Annotated in this window: 13 protein-coding genes; 9 read left to right on the forward strand and 4 right to left on the reverse strand. The window is 73.0% G+C overall.

Going from position 1 to position 19,176, the window contains the following annotated elements:
• Positions 1 to 235: 235 nt before the first annotated feature.
• The 3 genes from pip to ABD330_RS22935 form a co-directional block, all read right to left on the reverse strand.
• Entirely contained in the window at positions 236 to 1,195 is a 960-nt protein-coding gene (gene pip, locus ABD330_RS22925) for a prolyl aminopeptidase (protein ID WP_344467832.1), read from the reverse strand.
• Positions 1,196 to 1,359: 164 nt separating this feature from the next.
• Positions 1,360 to 3,087 (reverse strand): prenyltransferase/squalene oxidase repeat-containing protein, encoded by a 1,728-nt coding sequence (locus ABD330_RS22930; protein WP_344467833.1) that lies wholly within the window; start codon positions 3,085 to 3,087, stop codon positions 1,360 to 1,362.
• A 141-nt stretch (positions 3,088 to 3,228) separates the two neighbouring features.
• Positions 3,229 to 3,711, reverse strand: a complete 483-nt coding sequence (locus ABD330_RS22935; RefSeq protein ID WP_344467834.1) for an NUDIX domain-containing protein — start codon at positions 3,709 to 3,711, stop codon at positions 3,229 to 3,231.
• A 157-nt stretch (positions 3,712 to 3,868) separates the two neighbouring features.
• Here ABD330_RS22935 and ABD330_RS22940 point away from each other — a divergent pair, with 157 nt between their 5' ends.
• Positions 3,869 to 5,434, forward strand: coding sequence for a cytochrome P450 (locus tag ABD330_RS22940; protein ID WP_344467835.1), 1,566 nt, complete (start codon positions 3,869 to 3,871; stop codon positions 5,432 to 5,434).
• A gap of 142 nt (positions 5,435 to 5,576) precedes the next feature.
• On the opposite strand, the gene ABD330_RS22945 is transcribed toward ABD330_RS22940, so the two are convergent.
• Entirely contained in the window at positions 5,577 to 6,206 is a 630-nt protein-coding gene (locus ABD330_RS22945; protein WP_344467836.1) for a hypothetical protein, read from the reverse strand.
• A gap of 1,179 nt (positions 6,207 to 7,385) precedes the next feature.
• On the opposite strand from ABD330_RS22945, the gene ABD330_RS22950 reads away from it, so the two are divergent.
• The 8 genes from ABD330_RS22950 (at position 7,386) to ABD330_RS22985 (ending at position 19,022) form a co-directional block, all read left to right on the forward strand.
• Positions 7,386 to 9,707, forward strand: a complete 2,322-nt coding sequence (locus ABD330_RS22950) for a heavy metal translocating P-type ATPase (protein ID WP_344467837.1) — start codon at positions 7,386 to 7,388, stop codon at positions 9,705 to 9,707.
• 199 nt (positions 9,708 to 9,906) lie between these two features.
• Positions 9,907 to 10,188, forward strand: coding sequence for a metal-sensitive transcriptional regulator (locus ABD330_RS22955; RefSeq protein ID WP_344467898.1), 282 nt, complete (start codon positions 9,907 to 9,909; stop codon positions 10,186 to 10,188).
• 284 nt (positions 10,189 to 10,472) lie between these two features.
• Positions 10,473 to 10,676, forward strand: coding sequence for a cold-shock protein (locus tag ABD330_RS22960; protein ID WP_344467838.1), 204 nt, complete (start codon positions 10,473 to 10,475; stop codon positions 10,674 to 10,676).
• 105 nt (positions 10,677 to 10,781) lie between these two features.
• Positions 10,782 to 11,006 carry a hypothetical protein gene (locus ABD330_RS22965; protein WP_344467839.1) on the forward strand — a complete coding sequence of 75 codons (225 nt, stop codon included), beginning with the start codon at positions 10,782 to 10,784 and terminating at the stop codon, positions 11,004 to 11,006.
• Between the two features lie 221 nt (positions 11,007 to 11,227).
• Positions 11,228 to 13,021 carry a stealth family protein gene (locus tag ABD330_RS22970; RefSeq protein WP_344467840.1) on the forward strand — a complete coding sequence of 598 codons (1,794 nt, stop codon included), beginning with the start codon at positions 11,228 to 11,230 and terminating at the stop codon, positions 13,019 to 13,021.
• A 147-nt stretch (positions 13,022 to 13,168) separates the two neighbouring features.
• The gene (locus ABD330_RS22975; RefSeq protein ID WP_344467841.1) at positions 13,169 to 14,881 is read left to right on the forward strand and encodes a hypothetical protein; all 1,713 of its coding nucleotides are present in this window, start codon (positions 13,169 to 13,171) and stop codon (positions 14,879 to 14,881) included.
• Positions 14,878 to 16,674 (forward strand): stealth family protein, encoded by a 1,797-nt coding sequence (locus tag ABD330_RS22980; protein WP_344467842.1) that lies wholly within the window; start codon positions 14,878 to 14,880, stop codon positions 16,672 to 16,674. The genes ABD330_RS22975 and ABD330_RS22980 overlap by 4 nt, the downstream gene beginning before the upstream one ends.
• Positions 16,671 to 19,022: a glycosyltransferase family 4 protein gene (locus ABD330_RS22985; protein WP_344467843.1), complete on the forward strand. Its 2,352-nt coding sequence runs from the start codon at positions 16,671 to 16,673 to the stop codon at positions 19,020 to 19,022. The genes ABD330_RS22980 and ABD330_RS22985 overlap by 4 nt, the downstream gene beginning before the upstream one ends.
• Positions 19,023 to 19,176: the final 154 nt, after the last annotated feature.

The raw sequence follows: 19,176 nt of genomic DNA on the forward strand, positions 1-19,176 counted from the left end.
CGCCCGCGAGGTCTACCGCACGCTCACCAGCACACCAACCGAACGAATCACGCAAACCGACCTTGCTCCTGCGGCTTGACGTCTATAGGAGCATCCGTAACGACTTCCGGGAAGCTGTCAAGTAACACCCCGCCCGGCCTCAGCGGCTTCCACGGCCCTCACCGGGCCGGCCGGCGCCCGGACTGCGCGGCGCGGAACCCGAAGAGCACCTCCGAGGTCCGCGCCGCGCTCCGGGTCACCGCTTCTTGAACTCCTCGATGGCCTCCCGGGCCGCATCCTGCATCGCGGCGCCACCGACGTGCCCGGAGTCCTCGAAGATGTGCAGCCGCGCGTCCGGCCACGCCTTCGCCAGCTCCCACACCGTCTGCACCGGGCAGCCCATGTCGTGCCGGCCGTGGAGCAGCACCCCCGGGATGCCGGCCAGCTTGTGGGCGTTGCGCAGCAGTTGGTCCTCCTCCAGCCAGGCGCCGTTGCTGAAGATGTTGGCGCAGATCCGGGCGAACGCGATCTGCGCGTCGACGTCGCGGTCGCTGTACATGCCGGGCTGGCCGTTGGGCTCGTCGGAGATGACCGCGTCCTCCCAGGCGAGCCACCCGGCGGCGGCCTTCTCCCGGACGGCCCGGTCGGGATTCTCCATCAGCCGTGCGTAGGCGGCGAGCAGGTCGCCGTCCCGCTCGTCCTCGGGGACGCCGTCGCGGAACCGGTCCCACGCCTCGGGGTAGAACCGCCCGGCCCCGCGGTAGAGCCACTCGATCTCGGCTCGGCTGGTCGTCATCACCGCCTGGATGACTATCTCGCTGACCCGCTCGGGATGCTGCTGCGCGTAGGCCAGGATCAGGGTCGTACCCCAGGAGGCGCCGCTCATCAGCCACTTCTCGATGCCGAGGTGCTCGCGCAGCCGCTCCAGGTCGTCGATCAGGTGCTGCGTGGTGTTCAAGGCCATGTCCGCCGCCGGGTCACTGCCGTGCGGGGTGCTGCGGCCGCAGTTGCGCTGGTCGAAGCGGATGACGCGGTAGTACTCGGGGTCCCAGGCCCTCGTCGGCCGCTGCGGCGCGCCGGCCCCCGGGCCGCCGTGGACGTAAACGGCGGGCTTCCCTTCGGGGTTGCCCAGCTGCTCGTAGTAGACGCGGTTGCCGTCTCCGGTGTCGAGGAAACCACTGTCGTAAGGATGGATCGGATCATAGAGATCAACCATGACCGTCGATCCTAGGCGAGTATTCGAGTCCGGCCCCGGTATTTTCCCCAATCGTCGACTGTGAGCGCATGCCGTGCGGTGTGCGGGTCCAGCGGCGAACCGTCGTCGCCTCCTCTCCTCCGACCTGTCGGTGGCGGACTTCCACACCGGTCGGCATGCCCGTCTCATCCGGCAGAGCGCACCCCGGACGGCCCGACCGCGTGGGCCAGCGCCAGCAGGACGCACACGTCGGCCAGCGCCGGGACGTCGTACAGCAGCGGCCGTGGCCCTGCCTGGTCGGGCCTGCTGACGTACCCGCCGCCGGGCTGCTCGGCCTCCACCAGGTGGTCGAGTGCCCGGTGCCGGGCGGAGGCGTGGGCAGGGCTGCGGCTGAGCGCGATCACCGCGTAGGCCGTGCTGATCGGGTCGCTCGGGTCCTCGGGCTGATGGCCCCATCCGCCGTCCGTGTTCTGGACGTCGGCCAGGTACGCGGCCGCCCCACGCTTGACCGCACCCGCCGCGCGGCGCAACTCCCGGTCCGCGCCGGGCCGGAGGGTGTCGCAGGCGAGCGTGACCCGGAAGACGGCGTTGCCTGCGTTCCGGCTCCAGCTGCGTTCGAGGATGCCGTAGGGCCGTGCGGGGACCGGGCGCTCGGGGCCGCTGTACGCGGCTCGCCCGGCTGGGCCCGCGCGCCCGGCGCGCCCGGACCGGCCGGGCCGGTCGCCTCGGTCGAGCCGGTCGGACCGGTCGGACCGGTCGGTTCGCCCGGCTCGCCCGGTGATGAAGGCGAGGCCCCGCTCGGCGACGGCGCGGTGGGCGGGCTCGGGGGCCAGCGCGTTGACGGCGGCGGCCGTCATGGCGATCTCGGACCGGGTGCCGCGCGCGAACGTCGGGAAGCCGCCGTCCGGGTTGCGCTGCGCCAGCAGGTAGCGCTCGGCGGCGGTGATCGTCCGGCGGTGCCGTCCGGGCGCGACGGCGCGCAGGAACTCGATGCTGTACGAGGCGTCGTCGACGTCGCTCTGCCCGACGCCCCGGGTGAAGCCGAAGCCGCCGTCGCGGTTCTGCTGGGCGCCGAGCCCGTCCGCCATCGCCGCCAGCAGGGCTCGGGGGCGGCTGGTGCCGGCCAGCGCCGACCCGGCGATGGCGGTGGCGAAGACGTCCATCCCGGTGATGAACGGCAGGCCGCCGTCCGGGCGCAGCTCGGCCGTGACCGTGGCCAACGCCTCCAGGACGGCCGGGCGGTGGGCCGGGTGCTTGCGCAGGGCGAGCAGCCCGAGCAGCCGGGCGAGCTGGTTTCCCTCCCAGACCGGGCCCGGGCGGACCGCCGGGGCGAGGGCCGCCCAGTCCTGCTCGGTGATCGCACGCTCGGCGCCGGTGCCGAACCCGGCGAGCACCTTGAGCGCCCTCATCTCCAGCTGGAGCCAGCTCTGTTGGCCCTCGGCCCGGAACGCCTCCAGCGGGCCGCGCGGGAAGTCGGCGGCGCGGAGTTCGGCCAGCAGGGTCTGGAACATCAGGCGTTTGCGCTCGGCGGTGAAGTGGTCGACGGGGGCCAGCGCGCGCTGGACGAAGGAGTCCCCCGGGACGGCCTCACCGAGCGCGGCCCGGCCCAGCGCGACCTGGATCGCGTCCGGCGGGCGGGTGTCGAGGGTGGTCTTGAGGTAGCGGGCCAGTCGGTCGCGCGCCTCGGGGGCACACTCCTCGGCGGTGAGCAGCGCCAGCAACAGGGCCGACTCCAGCACCCGGCTCTCGCACGGCGCGGAGACCAGCCCGTCGGCCCCGACCCGCCCGGCCACCCGCCGGGCCAGCCGGTCGCGGCAGCGCAGCACCTCCGCCCACTGTGCGGCGAGCCCGCCGGTGCCGGCACCGGCGCCACGCCTGGAGAGGGGCGGCACGGCGGAGGTGGAGGTGGCCATCGGTGTCTTCCCCGTCTTTCCTGTCTTCCCTGTCTTTCCTGCCCTCCGTCCGGACGGAGCCGCCGTCGGACCTGCGGGCCCGGCGCGCCGAAAGTCCACGCACTGCCCCGGGGGCCGCCGGTGTCCCGGTCCGGCCGCCGCTCAGGCGAGGATCCGCTCCAGGGCCTGCCGGCCGGCGGGGACGAACGGATGCAGCAGGCCGTCCAGCACGTCCCGGGCCGGGACGAGGTCGCACCAGGCGATCTCGTCCGGGTCGGGGCGCACCGGGCCGGTGAGCCGGGCGCGGTGGACGGCGAGCCAGCACGGGCCCGCCGGGGAGTCGTGGCGGGTGCGGAACACCTCCCGCAGTGGCGGTCCGATGCCGAGCTCCTCCGCCAACTCGCGCGCGGCTGCGGCCAGATAGCTCTCACCGGCGCGCACCGAGCCACCGATCAGCACGTCGTAGTGGCCGGGCAGGACGGCGGCCCGCGCGGGTCGGCGGTAGACCAGCACCCGACCCTGCGGATCGTCACAGACGGTAGCGGCCACCCGGTAGTACAGGCCCAGCCCCGCAGCTCCTCCGCGCGGCCCGCGACCGGCCGGCCGGTCCGCCGCGTCCACGAAGTCGACCGTCTCCGGCGCCATCCTGTCGACCATCCCAAGCCTCGCCCGGCCTCGCCTCGGTCCCGTTCGGCCTCATATGAACCCGTCCAGCCAAGATCAATGTCACGCAGAGCATCGAATAACATACGCTCTGCAATGTCAAAGCTCCGGCGGACGCCGGGCCGAGCAGGAGAGCCGAATGGCCACCGAAGCCCCCCGCCTCACCCTCCCGTCAACGGATTCCGGCACCCGTACGGCGGTCCGCTCCGCCCCCGAGGCGGCGGCCTGCCCCGCAGCGGGCGCGCCCGGCGGCAGGCCTGGCGACGCGACCGTCGGCTCACCTCTCGGCGCAACCACCGCCACAACTACCACCCCGACCGCCACCGCAACCGCCGTCCTGCCGCCCGAGCTCGGCGAGGACCGGGTGGCGGCCTGGCAGGGCTCGGGACGGCAGCTGATCGCCCTGCTCACCGAGGCCCGCGAGCTGGGTCCGGTCAGCCGCTTCCGGCTCGGCGGGCGGCAGACCTTGCTGGTCACCGGCCCGGAGCAGGTCCAGCACGTGCTGGCGCAGCACCCCGACCGGTACGTCAAGCGCTCGCACCGCGCCCGGCCGCTGCTCGGGGACGGGGTGGTCTGCGCGTCCGGTCAGGCCTGGAAGGACCAACGGCGGTTGCTCCAGCCACAGTTCACCTCCACCGGACTCCGTCGCCACGAGCACCGGATCGCCGGGGCCGCGCGCGCCGCCGCCGGCCGCTGGGCGGCGAAGGCGCGGACGGGTGAACCGACCGACGTCGGCGAGGACATGCGGCTCTTCGCCCTGGACGCCGTCTGGCGCTGCCTGACCGGTCTCGCCCTGGACGAGGACACCCGGCGTGAACTCGCCTCGGTGGAAGCGGTGGTGGCCGCCCTGCCGACGGCGGACGCCGGGCCAGAGGCGGGCCGGGCCGCGATGGCGGCCGACCTGGCCCGGATCGACGCCAGCGCCGAACGCGCCATCGCGACCGTCCGCGGCCTGGCCGCCGGGCTCGCGGCCGGGCCGGGCGAAGCAGCGGGCGCGGGCGAACCCACGCGGCCGGGCGAAGCAGCAGCCACAGGCGAAACAGCGGGCGCGGAGCAGGACGGGACGGGCCTGCTGCACCTGCTGCTGGAGACGGCGAAGAGCCGCCCGGAGTACACCGACCGGCTGATCCGCGACGAACTCGTCACCCTGCTGGTCGCCGGGCACGAGACCACCGCGCAGACCCTCGCCTGGCTGTTCCTGCTGCTGGACCGGCACCCCGAGGTCCGCGAATGGCTGGCCGCCGCCGACCGCCCGGACTCGCCGGTCGGTCGCGGGGAAGCGCTGCACGCCCTGGTCAGCGAGACGCTCCGGCTCTACCCGGCGGTGTGGCTGATCCCCCGCCACGCGCCGGCGGACGACGTCCTCGACGGCTACCGGGTCGAGGCGGGCAGCGACATCCTGATCTGCCCGTACCTGACCCACCGGGATCCCGGACTCTGGCCGGATCCCGAGCGGTTCGACCCCACGCGGTTCCTGACGGCCGGTCGCCGGCCCGTCCGGCCCGGCGCCTACTACCCCTTCGGCGTGGGCGGTCGCGCCTGCCTCGGGCTCCGGTTCGCGATGCGCACGACGGCCGTCCTGCTCGACCTGCTGCTCCCCCACTACATGCCGGTCTTCCGGAGCACGCCCGACGGGGCCGTGTTCGGTGCCGACCTGCGCCCGGACGGGCCGATGCCGGCCCGCATCGAGGTACGAAGGCCCTGAGCCAGGGGGCCGCCGGGCTCGCGGCCGGGCCGGACGAAGCGGCGGCGGCGTACCCGACGCTCCGTGGCCGCCCGCAGCCTCAGCCGCTGACGGGTTGTCCGCCGGCGACCGGACAGCCCGGCTCCGGCCGGACGGCACACACTCAGGGGTGGTAGATCTCGGCGATGGTGGTGATCAGACCGGAGCCGTCGACGGTGATGTCGTACATGTTGCCGTAGCAGGAGTAGGGCTGCTGGCCGGAGGGGTTGCTGGTGCAGTGGTCGATGTGGGTCAGCAGGTCGGTGATCGAGACGTCCTTGCGGCCCTCCGAGACGTAGTTCCCGACCAGCGAGGCCTTGGCGCCGGCGGCGAACTTGTAACTGGCGTCCTGGGTGATGGCCTGGTAGTAGCCGTCGTCCGGGACGTTCGGGCCACAGACGAACTTCGTCCCGTTGCCGCCGATCCGGTTCGGGTCGCCCCAGGCCACCGTGGCGTTGATGACCCTGTGGCCCGGCTTGTTCGCATTGGCCGCACAGTCGGAAGACCCGCCGGGCGCCGAGGACTTGGCGGACGGCTTCGCGGAGGGCTTCGACGAGGACTTCGCGGACGCCGTCCCGGTGGGGGCGGTGCTCGCGGCCGATATCGGCGCGGCGGAGTTCTGACCGCCGGCGCTCGCACTCACACTCGCAGCCGCGTTCGTGCCACCCGTGCTGTCGGGACCGCAGGCGCTGAGCGAGAGGGTCAGCGCGGTGGCCAGCAGAGCGGTGGTGGCGAGAAGTCGACGGTTCGGCATGGTGAGTGTCCCCTGTTGTGGAAGCGGCCGCCCTTGCGGCCTCCGTCACTTTAGAACACGCATACGCTCATCTCTTCACCTCTGTTTCACGCCTGTGACGATAGTGGGTGAGCTGTGACCGAAGGTCCGTCACAAGCCGATAGTTCCCCCCATCCGGACAAACCGTCTGCGAATGACACCCATCGCCGACGGACACGGCATCAGGAACCCGTCAGGCCTGCCCACCAGCGACGGAGCATCTGGCACGGGCGGCACCAAAGGAGGGCTGACCCTCCCTGACGCTGGGTAGCATTTCCAACCACGCCGGGAAATACGGGTGTTCACTGATCCCGCACCAACCGCATTTCACGGGGAATCGAATCCGGTTGCGGCAATTCACCTTCACAGCAAGGCGATTACCATCCGGCATCCGGCAGAGTCACGGCCCCAACCGAATGCCCGCGTCGCCGACCGAAGAAGCGGGTGGCACTCCTCGAACACCGGAGTACCACCCGCTCGGGTTGCGGAAGGGGCCGCCTCGGCCCCGGGCGCACCTTCCGGCAGCGGGCCGGGGTACGGCCGGCCCTGCGGGAAGGGTGGGAGGCCCAGGGCCTGTCTGACAATTCGCGTCGGATCAGGCCGGGTCGTTCGGTGCGTGCTCTCGGCGTGCGGCCGGGACGCCCTCGTAGCGGAGCTACTTGGGCGTTCCGGCCGTGCGGCGAGAGTGCGTGCCGGGCGGGCCGGACCCGGCGGGAATTGTCAGACAGGCCCTAGTTCCAGCCGACGTCCCGGGCGGGGCGGCCGACGCCGGTCGCGATCACTCCGGATGCCGTCCGGCAGCGGGATTCGGCGGTACTTCCGAAGGAAGTCATGAGGTACTCCATACCGGTTAGGGGTATTGGCAGGTTCTCCCTCCGAACGTAGCACCGCCCCGGAGACGGGGACACCGCAGCGGGGCGTCGGACGGCCTCGCGAGATACCCCCTGGGGGTACTTGCGATCGGTACCCCCAGGGGGTACCTTTCACAGTAATCCGGCAGCTCGGGAGCACGGGGCACGGTCCGCCGCACCGCCGGGCGGCCCTGCCCGGGCGCCCGGCCCGGGGGCAGGGATCGACGCCCACTCCGTCACCTCGGAGCACCCGGCGATTCCCGCCCCCCGCAGCCCGCCGGCCCGACGACCGACCCTGAGGAGGGGAGCGATGAGCTCCACAGTCCAGGACACCACCCGCCCGACCGCAGCGGAGCACGTCGAGCTGGCGATCGAGGGCATGACCTGCGCGTCCTGCGCAGCCCGGATCGAGAAGCGGCTGAACCGGCTGGCGGGCGTCACCGCCACCGTCAACTACGCCACCGAGAAGGCCTCGGTCAGCCACCCGGGCACGGTCACGCCGCAGGAGCTGGTCGCCGAAGTGGAGAAGATCGGCTACCGGGCCACGCTGCCGCTCCCCCCGGCCCCCGCCGCCGCCCCGGCCGGGGCCGCGCCCAAAACCTCACCCGGGGGCTCGCCCGAGGAGTCGACGGGCCGCCCGGCACCCGGGCCGGCCGATCCGCTGCGCCAACGCCTCGTGATATCAACCGTGTTGAGCGTCCCGGTGATCGCGATGGCGATGGTCCCGGCGCTTCAGTTCACCAACTGGCAGTGGCTCTCGCTCACCCTGGCCGCGCCCGTCGTCGCGTACGGCGCCTGGCCGTTCCACCGGGCCGCCTGGACCAACCTGCGGCACGGCGCGGCCACGATGGACACCCTGATCTCGGTCGGCACGCTGGCCGCGATGGGCTGGTCGCTGTACGCGCTGTTCCTCGGCACCGCCGGGATGCCCGGCATGCGGCACCCGTTCGAGCTGACCATCGGGCACAGCGACGGCGCGGGCAACATCTACCTGGAGGCGGCTTCGGGCGTCACCACCTTCCTGCTGGCCGGACGGTACTTCGAGGGCCGCTCCAAGCGCCGGGCCGGAGCCGCGCTGCGCGCGTTGCTCCAGCTGGGCGCCAAGGACGTCGCCGTGCTGCGCGACGGACGCGAGGAGCGGGTACCGGTGGAGCTGCTGGCGGTCGGCGACCTGTTCGTGGTCCGTCCCGGCGAGAAGATCGCCACCGACGGGGTGATCGTCGAAGGCACCTCGGCCGTCGACGCGAGCATGCTGACCGGCGAGTCCGTCCCGGTCGAGGTGTCGCCCGGGGACGCCGTGACGGGCGCCACCGTGAACGCGGGCGGCCGGCTGGTCGTCCGGGCCGACCGGATCGGCGCGGACACCCAACTCGCCCGGATGGCGAAGCTGGTGGAGGACGCGCAGAACGGCAAGGCGGAGGTGCAGCGGCTGGCCGACCGGATCTCGGGGGTCTTCGTCCCGATCGTCATCGGGCTCGCGCTGGCCACCCTCGGGTTCTGGCTGGCCGTCGGCGCGGGTGCCGCGACGGCCTTCACGGCGGCCGTCGCCGTGCTGATCATCGCCTGCCCGTGCGCCCTCGGCCTGGCCACACCGACCGCCCTGCTGGTCGGCACCGGCCGGGGCGCGCAGCTCGGCATCCTGATCAAGGGACCCGAGGTGCTGGAGTCGGCCCGGGGCATCGACACGGTGGTGCTCGACAAGACCGGCACCGTGACGACCGGCCGGATGTCCCTGGTCGAGGTGGTTCCGGCGCCCGGGGAGGACCCGGAGCTGGTCCTGCGGCTGGCCGCCGCACTGGAGGACGCCTCGGAGCACCCGATCGCCCGGGCCGTCGTGCGGGGCGCGGCCGAGCGGGTCGGCGCGCTGCCCCGGGTCGAGAGCTTCGGCAGCATCGAGGGCCTCGGCGTCCAGGGCGTCGTGGCGGGCGCGGAGGGTACGCATGCCGTGCTCGTCGGCCGGGCGAGCCTGCTGGCGGAGTCGGGCCAGCCGCTCGGCCCCGAGCTGGCCGGGGCGAAGGAGGCGGCGGAGGCCGCCGGGCGGACCGCGGTCGCGGTCGGCTGGGACGGCCGGGCGCGGGGGGTGCTGGTGGTCTCCGACACCGTCCGGCCGACCTCGGCGGCGGCCGTCCGGGAGTTGCGGCGGCTCGGGCTGACGCCCGTCCTGCTGACCGGCGACAACGCCCTCGTGGCGCGGTCGGTCGCGGACGAGGTCGGGATCGAGGAGGTGATCGCCGGGGTGCTGCCGACCGGGAAGCTGGACGTGGTCAAGGAGCTCCAGGCGGCGGGCCGCCGGGTGGCGATGGTCGGCGACGGCGTCAACGACGCGGCGGCCCTGGCCCAGGCCGACCTGGGCCTCGCCATGGGCACCGGTACGGACGCCGCCATCGAGGCCGCCGACCTCACCCTCGTCCGGGGTGACCTGCGGGTCGCCGCCGACGCGGTCCGCCTCGCGCGGCGGACGCTGTCCACCATCAGGACCAACCTGTTCTGGGCCTTCGCCTACAACGTCGCCGCGATACCGCTGGCCGCGGCGGGACTACTCAACCCGATGATCGCCGGGGCGGCGATGGCGCTCTCCTCGGTCTTCGTGGTGTCCAACAGCCTGCGGCTGCGGCGCTTCGTCCCCGCATAGGGCCCGGCGTCCCCGCGCAGGGCCCGGTGCGGTCCGGGTCGGCGCGGGCGCGGGGCGGGCCTCGGAGGCCGTGTCGGGGATACCACCCCCGGGTAAAGTAGCCTTCGCAGACCCGTGCAGCCGCCGAGTGACCGGCCGGCGTCCGCCGGCCGGACGACGGGCAGGAGACAGGAGAGGGGTGGGGGAAGTGGAGAGCGCCATGGTCGGCTACACCAACAACAAGGACGACGTCCTCAAGCGCCTGCGCCGGATCGAGGGCCAGATCCGCGGACTCCAGCGGATGGTCGAGAACGACACGTACTGCATCGACGTCCTGACCCAGGTCTCCGCCAGTACCCGCGCACTCCAGTCCTTCGCACTCCAGCTGCTGGAGGAGCACCTGGCGCACTGCGTCAGCCGCGCGGTCGCCGAGGGCGGCGACGAGGCGGTGCTCAAGCTGAAGGAAGCCAACGACGCGATCGCCCGCCTGGTCCGTTCCTGAGTCCTCGCCCGCCCGGTGCGCTCCCGACGCGCCTCCCACCCGCTCCGGCCCCGGCCGGAGCGGGGAGCACAGTTCCTCGCGAACGATCTCCCCGTTCGAGGCCGTGCCCTGCTACAGTCGATGGCAGTTGCAGTTGTGGTTCCCATGAACTTTTGTGTGCGCCTGCTGGTTCCAACCGACAGGCGCATTTCTGTTTCCCAGGGTCTCCCCGGGTGGGTGCTCATGCGGCGACGCGAAACTCGCGAGGTGCGGGTTTCGGACAGCCCCTCGAAGGAGAGATTCTTATGGCTACCGGTACCGTGAAGTGGTTCAACTCGGAAAAGGGCTTCGGCTTCATCGAGCAGGACGGTGGCGGCGCTGACGTGTTCGCCCACTACTCGAACATCAACGCTCAGGGCTTCCGCGAGCTGCTCGAGGGCCAGAAGGTCGAGTTCGACGTCACGCAGGGCCAGAAGGGCCCGCAGGCGGAGAACATTCGCCCGCTGTAATTCTTGAAAGCTGGGGCCCGCACCGCGCATGCGCACGGTGCGGGCCCTTTGCCGTTGCGGGACACTGAGGACACGTACCGGTACGTCCGCACCGAGGAGGCCCCCGTGCCCGTCGACCCGACCGACCCCGAAACGTTCGAGACCGACGACGACCAGGACGGTCAGGCCGCCGACCCCGAGGCCCCCGAAGCGGACCGTGCCGAACAGCACACCGCCCTCACGCCGACCGGGGACGACCCGCTGACCGGCCTCGACCCCACCACCGCCGACGCGGCCGACGCGGCCGAGCAGTCCCGGGTGGTCGCGCAGGACGAGGACGACTACCGCTAGCGGCGGCGGCCGGGCGGCCCGGGAGGTCGTACCCGAACTTGAATAGGGCCACTTGTCCAGATATGCCGGGACAAGTGGCCCCACCTGCCGCGTTATGGGATCGGTACCCGGCCGGGACACGGCAGCAGCCTTTTCACGCTCCCGCTGTACCGCTGTGACTCCGCCCGGGGCAGCTACTACCATCCAAGATGAAAACAGCGTGATGAGTGTCAGTACGCAGCGTGGCCGCTCGACCACGGCTCGCCGACGGCATCGACAAACGGGGCGGGAACGACGTGCACAACTCGGCTGACGGCACAGTACTGACTGCTGCCTCCTCGCTCGTCGATCCCGAAACCGGACCCGAAACCGGCCCCGGCCCCGGCCCCCGAACCGCCCCCGCCCGGGCGGCCCGGACTGCCGCCGCCGAGGACACCGCTCTCGCCGCAGCCCTGCGGACGCTGCTCGGGGTGCCGCGCGAGAACACCGACAGCGGCCGCACCGCCGAGTACGTGCTGCCCGAGCTGACCCCGCCCACCGGGCGGGAGGCGAACCGGGCAGCGGTGGCCGCCGCACTGGCGGCCGGCGGCGTCACCCACTTCGCCGTTCCCGGCCTGGAGGACCGCAGCTCGGCCGTCGGCGTGCCGGAGGACGAGCGGGACGCGGCGCTCGCGGCGCTGGCCGCGGCGACGGCGGCGGTCACCGGCTACGCGTCGGCCGTGCACGCCTCCCGGCCGGTCGAACTGCCGAACCGGCCGGCCGACCGGGCCGCCTGGGCGGCGCTGTCGGCTGCCCGGGCGATCCAGCTGTCCTGGCCGCTGACCGACCCGTCCGGCAGCCTGACCGTCGGGCACGAGTACGGGTGCACGGTCGAGTTCTGGCGCCGCGAGGGCGACGAACTGGTCGCTCCCCGGGGCAACCGCCTCACCCCGCGGATCGCCGCCGACGGCCCCGCCGTCCCGGTCCCCGCGCACCGGTTCGGCCGGCTGCTGTCCGCGCACGGGACCGACCCGGTCAACCATGTGCCGTTGGTCAGCCGCCCGGAGTTCAACCGGGCCGGGATCGACACCATCGACTTCCCCGTCGACGCGGTCTACACCTGGGTGGACGGCACCGACCCGCGCTGGCAGCAGCGCAAGGCCGCCGCCTCGGGCGAGGTCTACCACGCCGAGTCGGCCAGCGACGCACGCTTCCTCAGCCGCGACGAACTCCGCTACTCGCTAAGGTCGTTGCGCGCCAACGCGCCGTGGATCCGGACGGTCTTCATCGTCACGGACGACCAGCGGCCGGCCTGGTTCCCCGAGGACCTGCCGGGCGCCCGGGTGGTGAGCCACCGGGAGATCTTCGACGACCCGGCCGACCTGCCGACCTTCAACTCGCACTCGATCGAGAGCCAGCTGCACCACATCGACGGCCTGGCCGAGCACTTCCTCTACTTCAACGACGACATGTTCCTCGGCCGCCCGATCGCGCCGCACGCCTTCTTCACGCCGTCCGGGATCACCAAGCACTTCCCGTCCGCCGCCCGCATCCCCCTCGGGCCGGTCACCCCGGACGACACTCCGGTGGACGCGGCGTGCAAGAACAACCGGGCGCTGCTCCAGGCCCGCTTCGGCCGGGTCAACTCGCAGCCGATGGACCACATCCCGTACGCGCTGCGCCGCAGCGTCATGGCGGAGATCGAGGCCGCCTTCCCCGAGGCGTACGCGCGGACGGCCGGCAGCCGCTTCCGTGCGATGACCGACCTCTCGGTCACCTCCTCGCTGCACCACTACTTCGCGATGTTCACCGGGCGCTCGGTGCCGAGCGCGGTCCAGTACGGCTACGTCCAGCTGGCCCACCCCGAGCTCGCCAAACGGCTGGCAGCCATGCTCGCCCGGCGCGACCGGGACGCGATCTGCGTGAACGACGCCTTCTCGACCCCGGAGGACATGGCGGCGCAGGACGCCGTGCTGCGCCCCTTCCTGGACTCCTACTTCCCGGTGCCGAGCCGGTACGAGCTGCCCGACACGCCCTGCCCGACCGACACGCCGTAACCGACCCGCCGTAACCCTCCCGCCGCACCCGGAGCAGCACCCGGAACGGCCCGCCAGGAACAGCCCGCCAGGAACAGCGCAGCGCACCAGCAGCACCGCACGGCCGCAGTACCGCAAGATGTCAGTAACTCAGGGGGGATCCACCCAATGGCCGCAGATGCGTCCCATGTCGTCGGCAACACCTATCGCGCCCTCGTGCCCGAGGGCATGCGCCGACGCGTGAGCACCCAGATCTCACGTGAGGCCCGCGCCCGGGTCAAACGTCAGCTCACGACCGTGGTGGCCCCCGCCGACCGGATCGGCACCAGGCGCGTGCACCGAAGACTCCAGCGCTCGTACCTGAGCCGGGCGATCGGCACCCGTCGGCTGCCGGGCGGGCGGCTGGCCCAGGTGCACGAGGGGCTGACGCCCGGTGAGACGCTGCGGCACAACCTGGAGGCGATCACCACCGCGCTGGAGGCCAACGGCGTCACGTACTTCGCCGTCCCGGCGCTGAACGACCGGCACGCCAGCCTCGCCGTGCCCGCGAACCACCGGCTGAAGGTCTACCGGGCGCTGGCCGCGCTGTTCCAGGAGACGCCCGGCGCGGTGCAGCAGGTGCTGCCCACGCCCAAGCGCAGCGGCTCGCAGTACGGGACGGGCGTCAAGTTCAGCCGGCTGGACGGGGCGAAGGTGATCCGGGTCAGCTGGCTGCGCTCGGACCCGACCGGCGGTCTGGTGATCGGCTCCAGCGTGGGGGTGGAGATCGAGTTCTGGAACGTCGCCAAGGGCTTCCTGCTGGGCCCGCGCCCGAACCGGGTGATGCGAAAGGTCCCGGTCGGCGAACCCGAGTCGATGGCCGGGCTGCGGCACTTCACCCAGTTCTGCGACCCGCAGGACACCGGCGACGTGCAGGTGCGCACCCGTGCCTGCTACACCGCACCGCGCGCCGACGAGATCACCTTCCCGGTCGACGCGGTCTGCCTGTGGGAGGCCGGCCAGGACGAGGCCCTGCTGCGGGCCACCCTGCGCTCGCTGCACCAGCACGCGCCGTGGGTCCGGCTGGTGCACCTGGTCGCCGACGGCGCCGTGCCGTCCTGGGTCGCCGAACACCCGCAGCTGCGGACGGTACGCGCGGCGCGGACGGCCGACGGCGCCCCCGTCCGGGACCGGCTGCACCTGATACCGGGGCTCGCCGAACAGTTCGTCCTGCTCCCGAGCGGGTCGGTGCTCGGTCAGCTCACCAAGCCCCACCTGTTCTTCACGCCGTTCGGGCACGCCCGGTTCCTGCGGACCTCCCCGGAGGCCGGGGAGGACCCCGGCAGCTCGTGGCGGCGGCTGGTCGAGCGGGAGTTCGACCGCACCGTCACGGGCGGCATCCGCCCCGGCCCGCAGGCCCGGCTGCGCTCGCTGAGCGCCACCCTCGCCGACCGCCTGCCGCCGGGCCTGCCCGTCGGCGGGCTGGAGGCGGACCCGCTGGACTGCCTGCACCACTACTGGGCGTACGCCGAGGGCCGGGCGCTGCCCGGCGAGGCCCGTTCGATCGCCCTGCACGCCGCCGCCCCCGACCTGGACGCCCGGCTGGTCCGGCTGCTCGCCCGGCGCGACACCCCCCTGCTGCACTTCACCGGGCTGACCGACCCGCACACCCCGGCGGGCGCGGCCGAGCGCGTCAGGCACCTGCTGGACACCTTCTTCCCGGTGCACAGCCCGTTCGAGACGGCCCCCGCCGAAGCGATCCCGGCCGAGACGGCCCCCGCGGCGTCGACCCTCACCGAACCGGCCCCCACCGCACCGGCCACCGCAGCGCCTTCCCCCGCCGAGGCGGCCCTCACCGAGCCGGCTCCCGGCGAGAGCGCGGCCGAAGGCGGCCGGGCATGAGCGGCCAGAACCCCGAGGCGTCACGCGTCGTCAGCGTGTACCGCCACGCGCTCTCCCCCGCCACCCGGAGCTCGCTCGCGAACCGGATCCCCGTGGACGTCCGCCGCCGGGTCAAGGACGCGATGGCCGACGCCCACAGCCCGGCCACCCGCAGCCTGAAGTGGGTCATCGCCCGGCGGCTGCTGCGCCGCTGGCCGCACCTGACCGACCAGCACGTCCCGGGGCGGCAGCAGGCCGCCGTGTTCGGCAACCTGGTCGCCCTGGTCAAGCCACAGCCCACCCCGGTGGCCCTGCGCGAGGACACCTACCGGCTGGTCACCTCCGCGCTCACCGCCGCCGGGGTGCGGCACTTCGCCGTCCGGGGCCTGGCCGACGTGCGGACCTTCGTCGCGGTGGCCGCCGACGAACGCGCCGCCGCCGTGCTGGCGCTGCGCGCGCTGGGCACCCGTACGCCGTTCTACGTCGCCCCCTCCGACCGGGAGGGCGCGCTGGTGGGCTTCGTCCGGGAGATGTCCGAGGCGTCCGCCTGGGAGCGGCTGCGCCGGGCCGACGCGGTGCGGGTGGCCCAGCTCTGGACCGAGCCGAGCCGGCAGCTGCTGATGGGGGCGACGCACGGCTGCGACATCGAGTTCTGGCCGATGGTGGGCGACATGCTGGTGGCCCCCCGGCCCAACCACTGCGCGCTGAAGGTGGCCGCGCACGCCTCCGAGGTCGAGGTGCCCGCCTCGACCCTCACCCAGTTCACCCACGCGGCCGGGCACACCCAGCCGGTGGTCCGCACCCGGCCCGAGTTCGTGGTCAACCGCCCGGACGACATCACCTTCCCCATCGACGTCGTCTACACCTGGGTCGACGGCAGCGACCCCGCCTGGCAGCGCAAGCGGGCCCAGGCGGACGGCGGCAGCTACCACGTGCAGTCCGCGAACGCCGCCCGCTACCTCAACCGCGACGAACTCCGTTACTCGCTGCGCTCGTTGGCGCTCTACGCACCCTGGGTGCGGAACGTCTACCTGGTGACGGACGGCCAGCGGCCGGCCTGGCTGGCGGACGTCCACCCCCGGCTCCGGGTGGTCGGCCACCAGGAGATCTTCACCGACCCGGGCCTGCTGCCGACCTTCAACTCGCACGCCATCGAGACCCAGCTGCACCACATCGAGGGCCTGGCCGAGCACTTCCTGTACTTCAACGACGACATGTTCCTCGGCAGGCCCGTCCTGCCGCAGGACTTCTTCCTCGCCAACGGGATGACCAGGTTCTTCCCGTCCGCCGCGCTGCTCCCGGCCGGCGGCCCGGACCCGGCGGACCTGCCGGTGGACGCCGCCGGGAAGAACAACCGGGCGCTGATCCACGAACGCTTCGGCTCCTTCATCACCCAGAAGATGCAGCACGTCCCGTACCCGCTGCGCCGGAGCGTCCTCGCCGAGCTGGAGCGGGAGTTCGCGGAGCCGCACGGCCGGACGGCCGCCAGCCGGTTCCGGAGCATGGCGGACATCTCCGTCCCGTCCTGCCTCTACCACTACTTCGCCTACCACACCGGCCGGGCGATGCCGTCGGAGCTGAAGTACCTCTACCTCGACCTGGGCCTGTCCCAGGTGGCCCGCCGGCTCGGCATCCTGCTCGCCCACCGGGACCGGGACGCCTTCTGCCTCAACGACACGATGACCGCCGCCACCGGGCAGGAACAGCAGGACGCGCGGCTGCGGGAGTTCCTCCAGGCGTACTTCCCGGTCCCGAGCCCGTTCGAGCGGCCCACGCCGTACCCCACCGACGAGAACCACGGACCGACGGCATGAAGATCGCCTTTCTGATCAACAACATCTACGGCATCGGCGGCACCAACCGGACCGTCATCAACCTGTCGCAGGGCCTGTCCAAGGCCCACCAGGTCGAGATCGTCTCGATCTTCCGGCGCCAGGAGCAGATCAAGTTCGCCATCCCGGCCGAGGTCGCCGTCCGGCCGCTGGTCGACCTCCGGCCGGGCAGCGCGGGCGCGGACCGGGGCAACCCGCTGCTCGCCGACCCCACCGAGATCGTGCCGCCGCAGGAGGAGTTCTACGGCCAGTACAGCCTGCTGTCGGACCGGCGGATCCGGGAGTACCTGGAGCAGACCGACGCGGACGTGGTGATCGGCACCCGCTCCAGCCTCAACCTGTTCGTCGCGCGGTTCGGCCGCGAGGACTGCGTCCGGATCGCCCAGGAGCACATGACGCACCTCGCGATCCCGCCCGAGGTACGGGCCGAGATGGCCCGGGTCTACCCCCGCCTGGACGCGATCACCACCGTCACCGAGGCGGACGCGCAGACCTTCCGCGACACCACGCCGGTGCCCGGCGTACCGGTGCTCTGCTTCCCCAACAGCGTGCCCGAGCCGCAGCTGCGCCCCGCCGACCCGGCCGCCAAGGTGGTGGTCGGCGCCGGCCGGCTCGACCCGATCAAGCGCTACGACCTGCTCGTACGGGCCTTCGACGAACTGCGCGAGGACTTCCCGGACTGGCAGCTGCGGATCTACGGCCAGGGCCCCGAACGGGCCTCACTGCGGGCACTGATCAGCGAACTCCGGGCCACCGAGCGGATCCTGCTGATGGGCAGCGCCGCGCCACTGGACGCCGAGTGGGTCAAGGGCTCGGTCGCCGCCGTCACCTCCAGCGCCGAATCCTTCGGGATGACGCTGGTCGAGGCGATGCGCTGCGGGCTGCCGGTGGTCTCCACCGACTGCCCGGTCGGCCCGCGCGAGATCATCACCGACGGCGTCGACGGGCTGCTGGTCCGGACCGAGGACGCCGCCGCCATCGCGGACGGCCTGCGCCGGGTGATCTCCGACGACGGACTGCGGGCCCGGATGGCCGCTGCGGCCCGGGAGAACGCCCGCCGCTTCGACCCCGCCGAGATCGCCGAGCGCTACGCCGAGCTGTTCAGCCAGGCCGCCGCCGCGCGCGGGCTGGCCTTCGGCAGGCCGGCCGCGGCGGCGGCCGCCGCGGCCGGACCCGACCAGCTGGCCCGCGGCACCACCCGCGCGATGGGCTGGGCCCGGCGGTTCTGGACCCCGGGCACCCTCGGCAAGGGCGGCCTGGCCCTGGTCTCGGTGGCCACCGGCGCGGCCCTGCGGGTCGACGGCGCGGTCGCCCACCTGGACCTGTCCACCGGCGCCGCACCCGTCCTGGACATCGACGTCCCCGTCGGACAGGAGGTCGGGCTGACCGTCCTGCTGCGCGAGGTCCGGGACGCCCGGAACCGGAAGCTGATCCTGCTGCCGACCACCGCGGGCCCCTCCCCCGAGGGCCCGGGGCTCCTCCGGCTCACGGCCGTACTCGGCGAGGACGTCCAGGACGCGCTGTACGACGGACGTTGGACGGTGGTGCTGGAGACCGCCTCCGGAGTCCGCTCCCGGGTGCAGTCCGGGCTGCGGGACAACCGCGCCCTGATCGAGAGCCGGCGCGCCCTGCTGGCCGCACCGCACCGGGCCGGACGGATCGACCGGCTCACCTCGTACACCACCAAGGAAGGCCACCTGGCGATCCTCAGCCGACGGCTCGACCGGCACGCGGAGTGCCGGTCCGTCGAGGTGACGGACGACTCCGTCGTCGTCCACGGCACGGTGTTCGGGGCCTTCCGGCCCGCGCAGGACGCACAGTTGATGCTGAGGCGACGCGGCGGCGCCGGCACCGAACTGACCTTCGACGGCACCGTGACGGGACACGAGTTCCGCTTCGAGGTGCCCGCCGAACAGCTCTCGATGGCCCGGCTCAACCGCTGGGAGGACTGGGACTGCTGGCTGCTCCCCGGCGGCACCGCCGCCACCCCGACAGCCGCCCCCGCAACCGGACCGCAGCGCCTGGACGTGGAATCCGGCCTCCGGGCCGGACTGGACTCCGACGTCCGCCCGGCGTACGACGACGCACCGGCCGACCTCTCCGAACCCGAACCCGAACCCGCACCCGAACCCCTCGCCGGACCGATCCGGATCGGGCGCGTCCTTGACGACTTTGTCGACGTCAAACCGGTCTTCGAGTACCCGGCCATCCCCCTGGTGGACGGCGGCGTCCCGGGCTACAGCGTCGTCCTCCCGGTCGCCCGCATCGACGTACGCCCCTTCTGCACGGGCTCCGGCGAACTCTCCGTCCAGGTCGTCGAACGGGGCTGACCACCCCCACCCCGACAAGTCGGGTTTCCCCTGACACGCCGGGGTCACCACCAAGGGCGCGGGGAACTGCGCGAAGCCGGAGGCGACACCGCCGCCCCTCCGCTTCGCGCCGTTCCGCGCGCCCTTCGGACAGCGAAACCGGCGTGCGCGACCG

The organism is Kitasatospora kazusensis, from assembly GCF_039529945.1.
Taxonomy (GTDB): domain Bacteria; phylum Actinomycetota; class Actinomycetes; order Streptomycetales; family Streptomycetaceae; genus Kitasatospora; species Kitasatospora kazusensis.

Excerpts from the sequence above, each read along its gene's own strand:
- pip (WP_344467832.1), bottom strand. The coding sequence starts at position 1,195 with ATGGTTGATCTCTATGATCCGATCCATCCTTACGACAGTGGTTTCCTC.
- ABD330_RS22930 (WP_344467833.1), bottom strand. The coding sequence starts at position 3,087 with ATGGCCACCTCCACCTCCGCCGTGCCGCCCCTCTCCAGGCGTGGCGCC.
- ABD330_RS22935 (WP_344467834.1), bottom strand. The coding sequence starts at position 3,711 with ATGGCGCCGGAGACGGTCGACTTCGTGGACGCGGCGGACCGGCCGGCC.
- ABD330_RS22940 (WP_344467835.1), top strand. The coding sequence starts at position 3,869 with ATGGCCACCGAAGCCCCCCGCCTCACCCTCCCGTCAACGGATTCCGGC.
- ABD330_RS22945 (WP_344467836.1), bottom strand. The coding sequence starts at position 6,206 with ATGCCGAACCGTCGACTTCTCGCCACCACCGCTCTGCTGGCCACCGCG.
- ABD330_RS22950 (WP_344467837.1), top strand. The coding sequence starts at position 7,386 with ATGAGCTCCACAGTCCAGGACACCACCCGCCCGACCGCAGCGGAGCAC.
- ABD330_RS22955 (WP_344467898.1), top strand. The coding sequence starts at position 9,907 with ATGGTCGGCTACACCAACAACAAGGACGACGTCCTCAAGCGCCTGCGC.
- ABD330_RS22960 (WP_344467838.1), top strand. The coding sequence starts at position 10,473 with ATGGCTACCGGTACCGTGAAGTGGTTCAACTCGGAAAAGGGCTTCGGC.
- ABD330_RS22975 (WP_344467841.1), top strand. The coding sequence starts at position 13,169 with ATGGCCGCAGATGCGTCCCATGTCGTCGGCAACACCTATCGCGCCCTC.
- ABD330_RS22980 (WP_344467842.1), top strand. The coding sequence starts at position 14,878 with ATGAGCGGCCAGAACCCCGAGGCGTCACGCGTCGTCAGCGTGTACCGC.
- ABD330_RS22985 (WP_344467843.1), top strand. The coding sequence starts at position 16,671 with ATGAAGATCGCCTTTCTGATCAACAACATCTACGGCATCGGCGGCACC.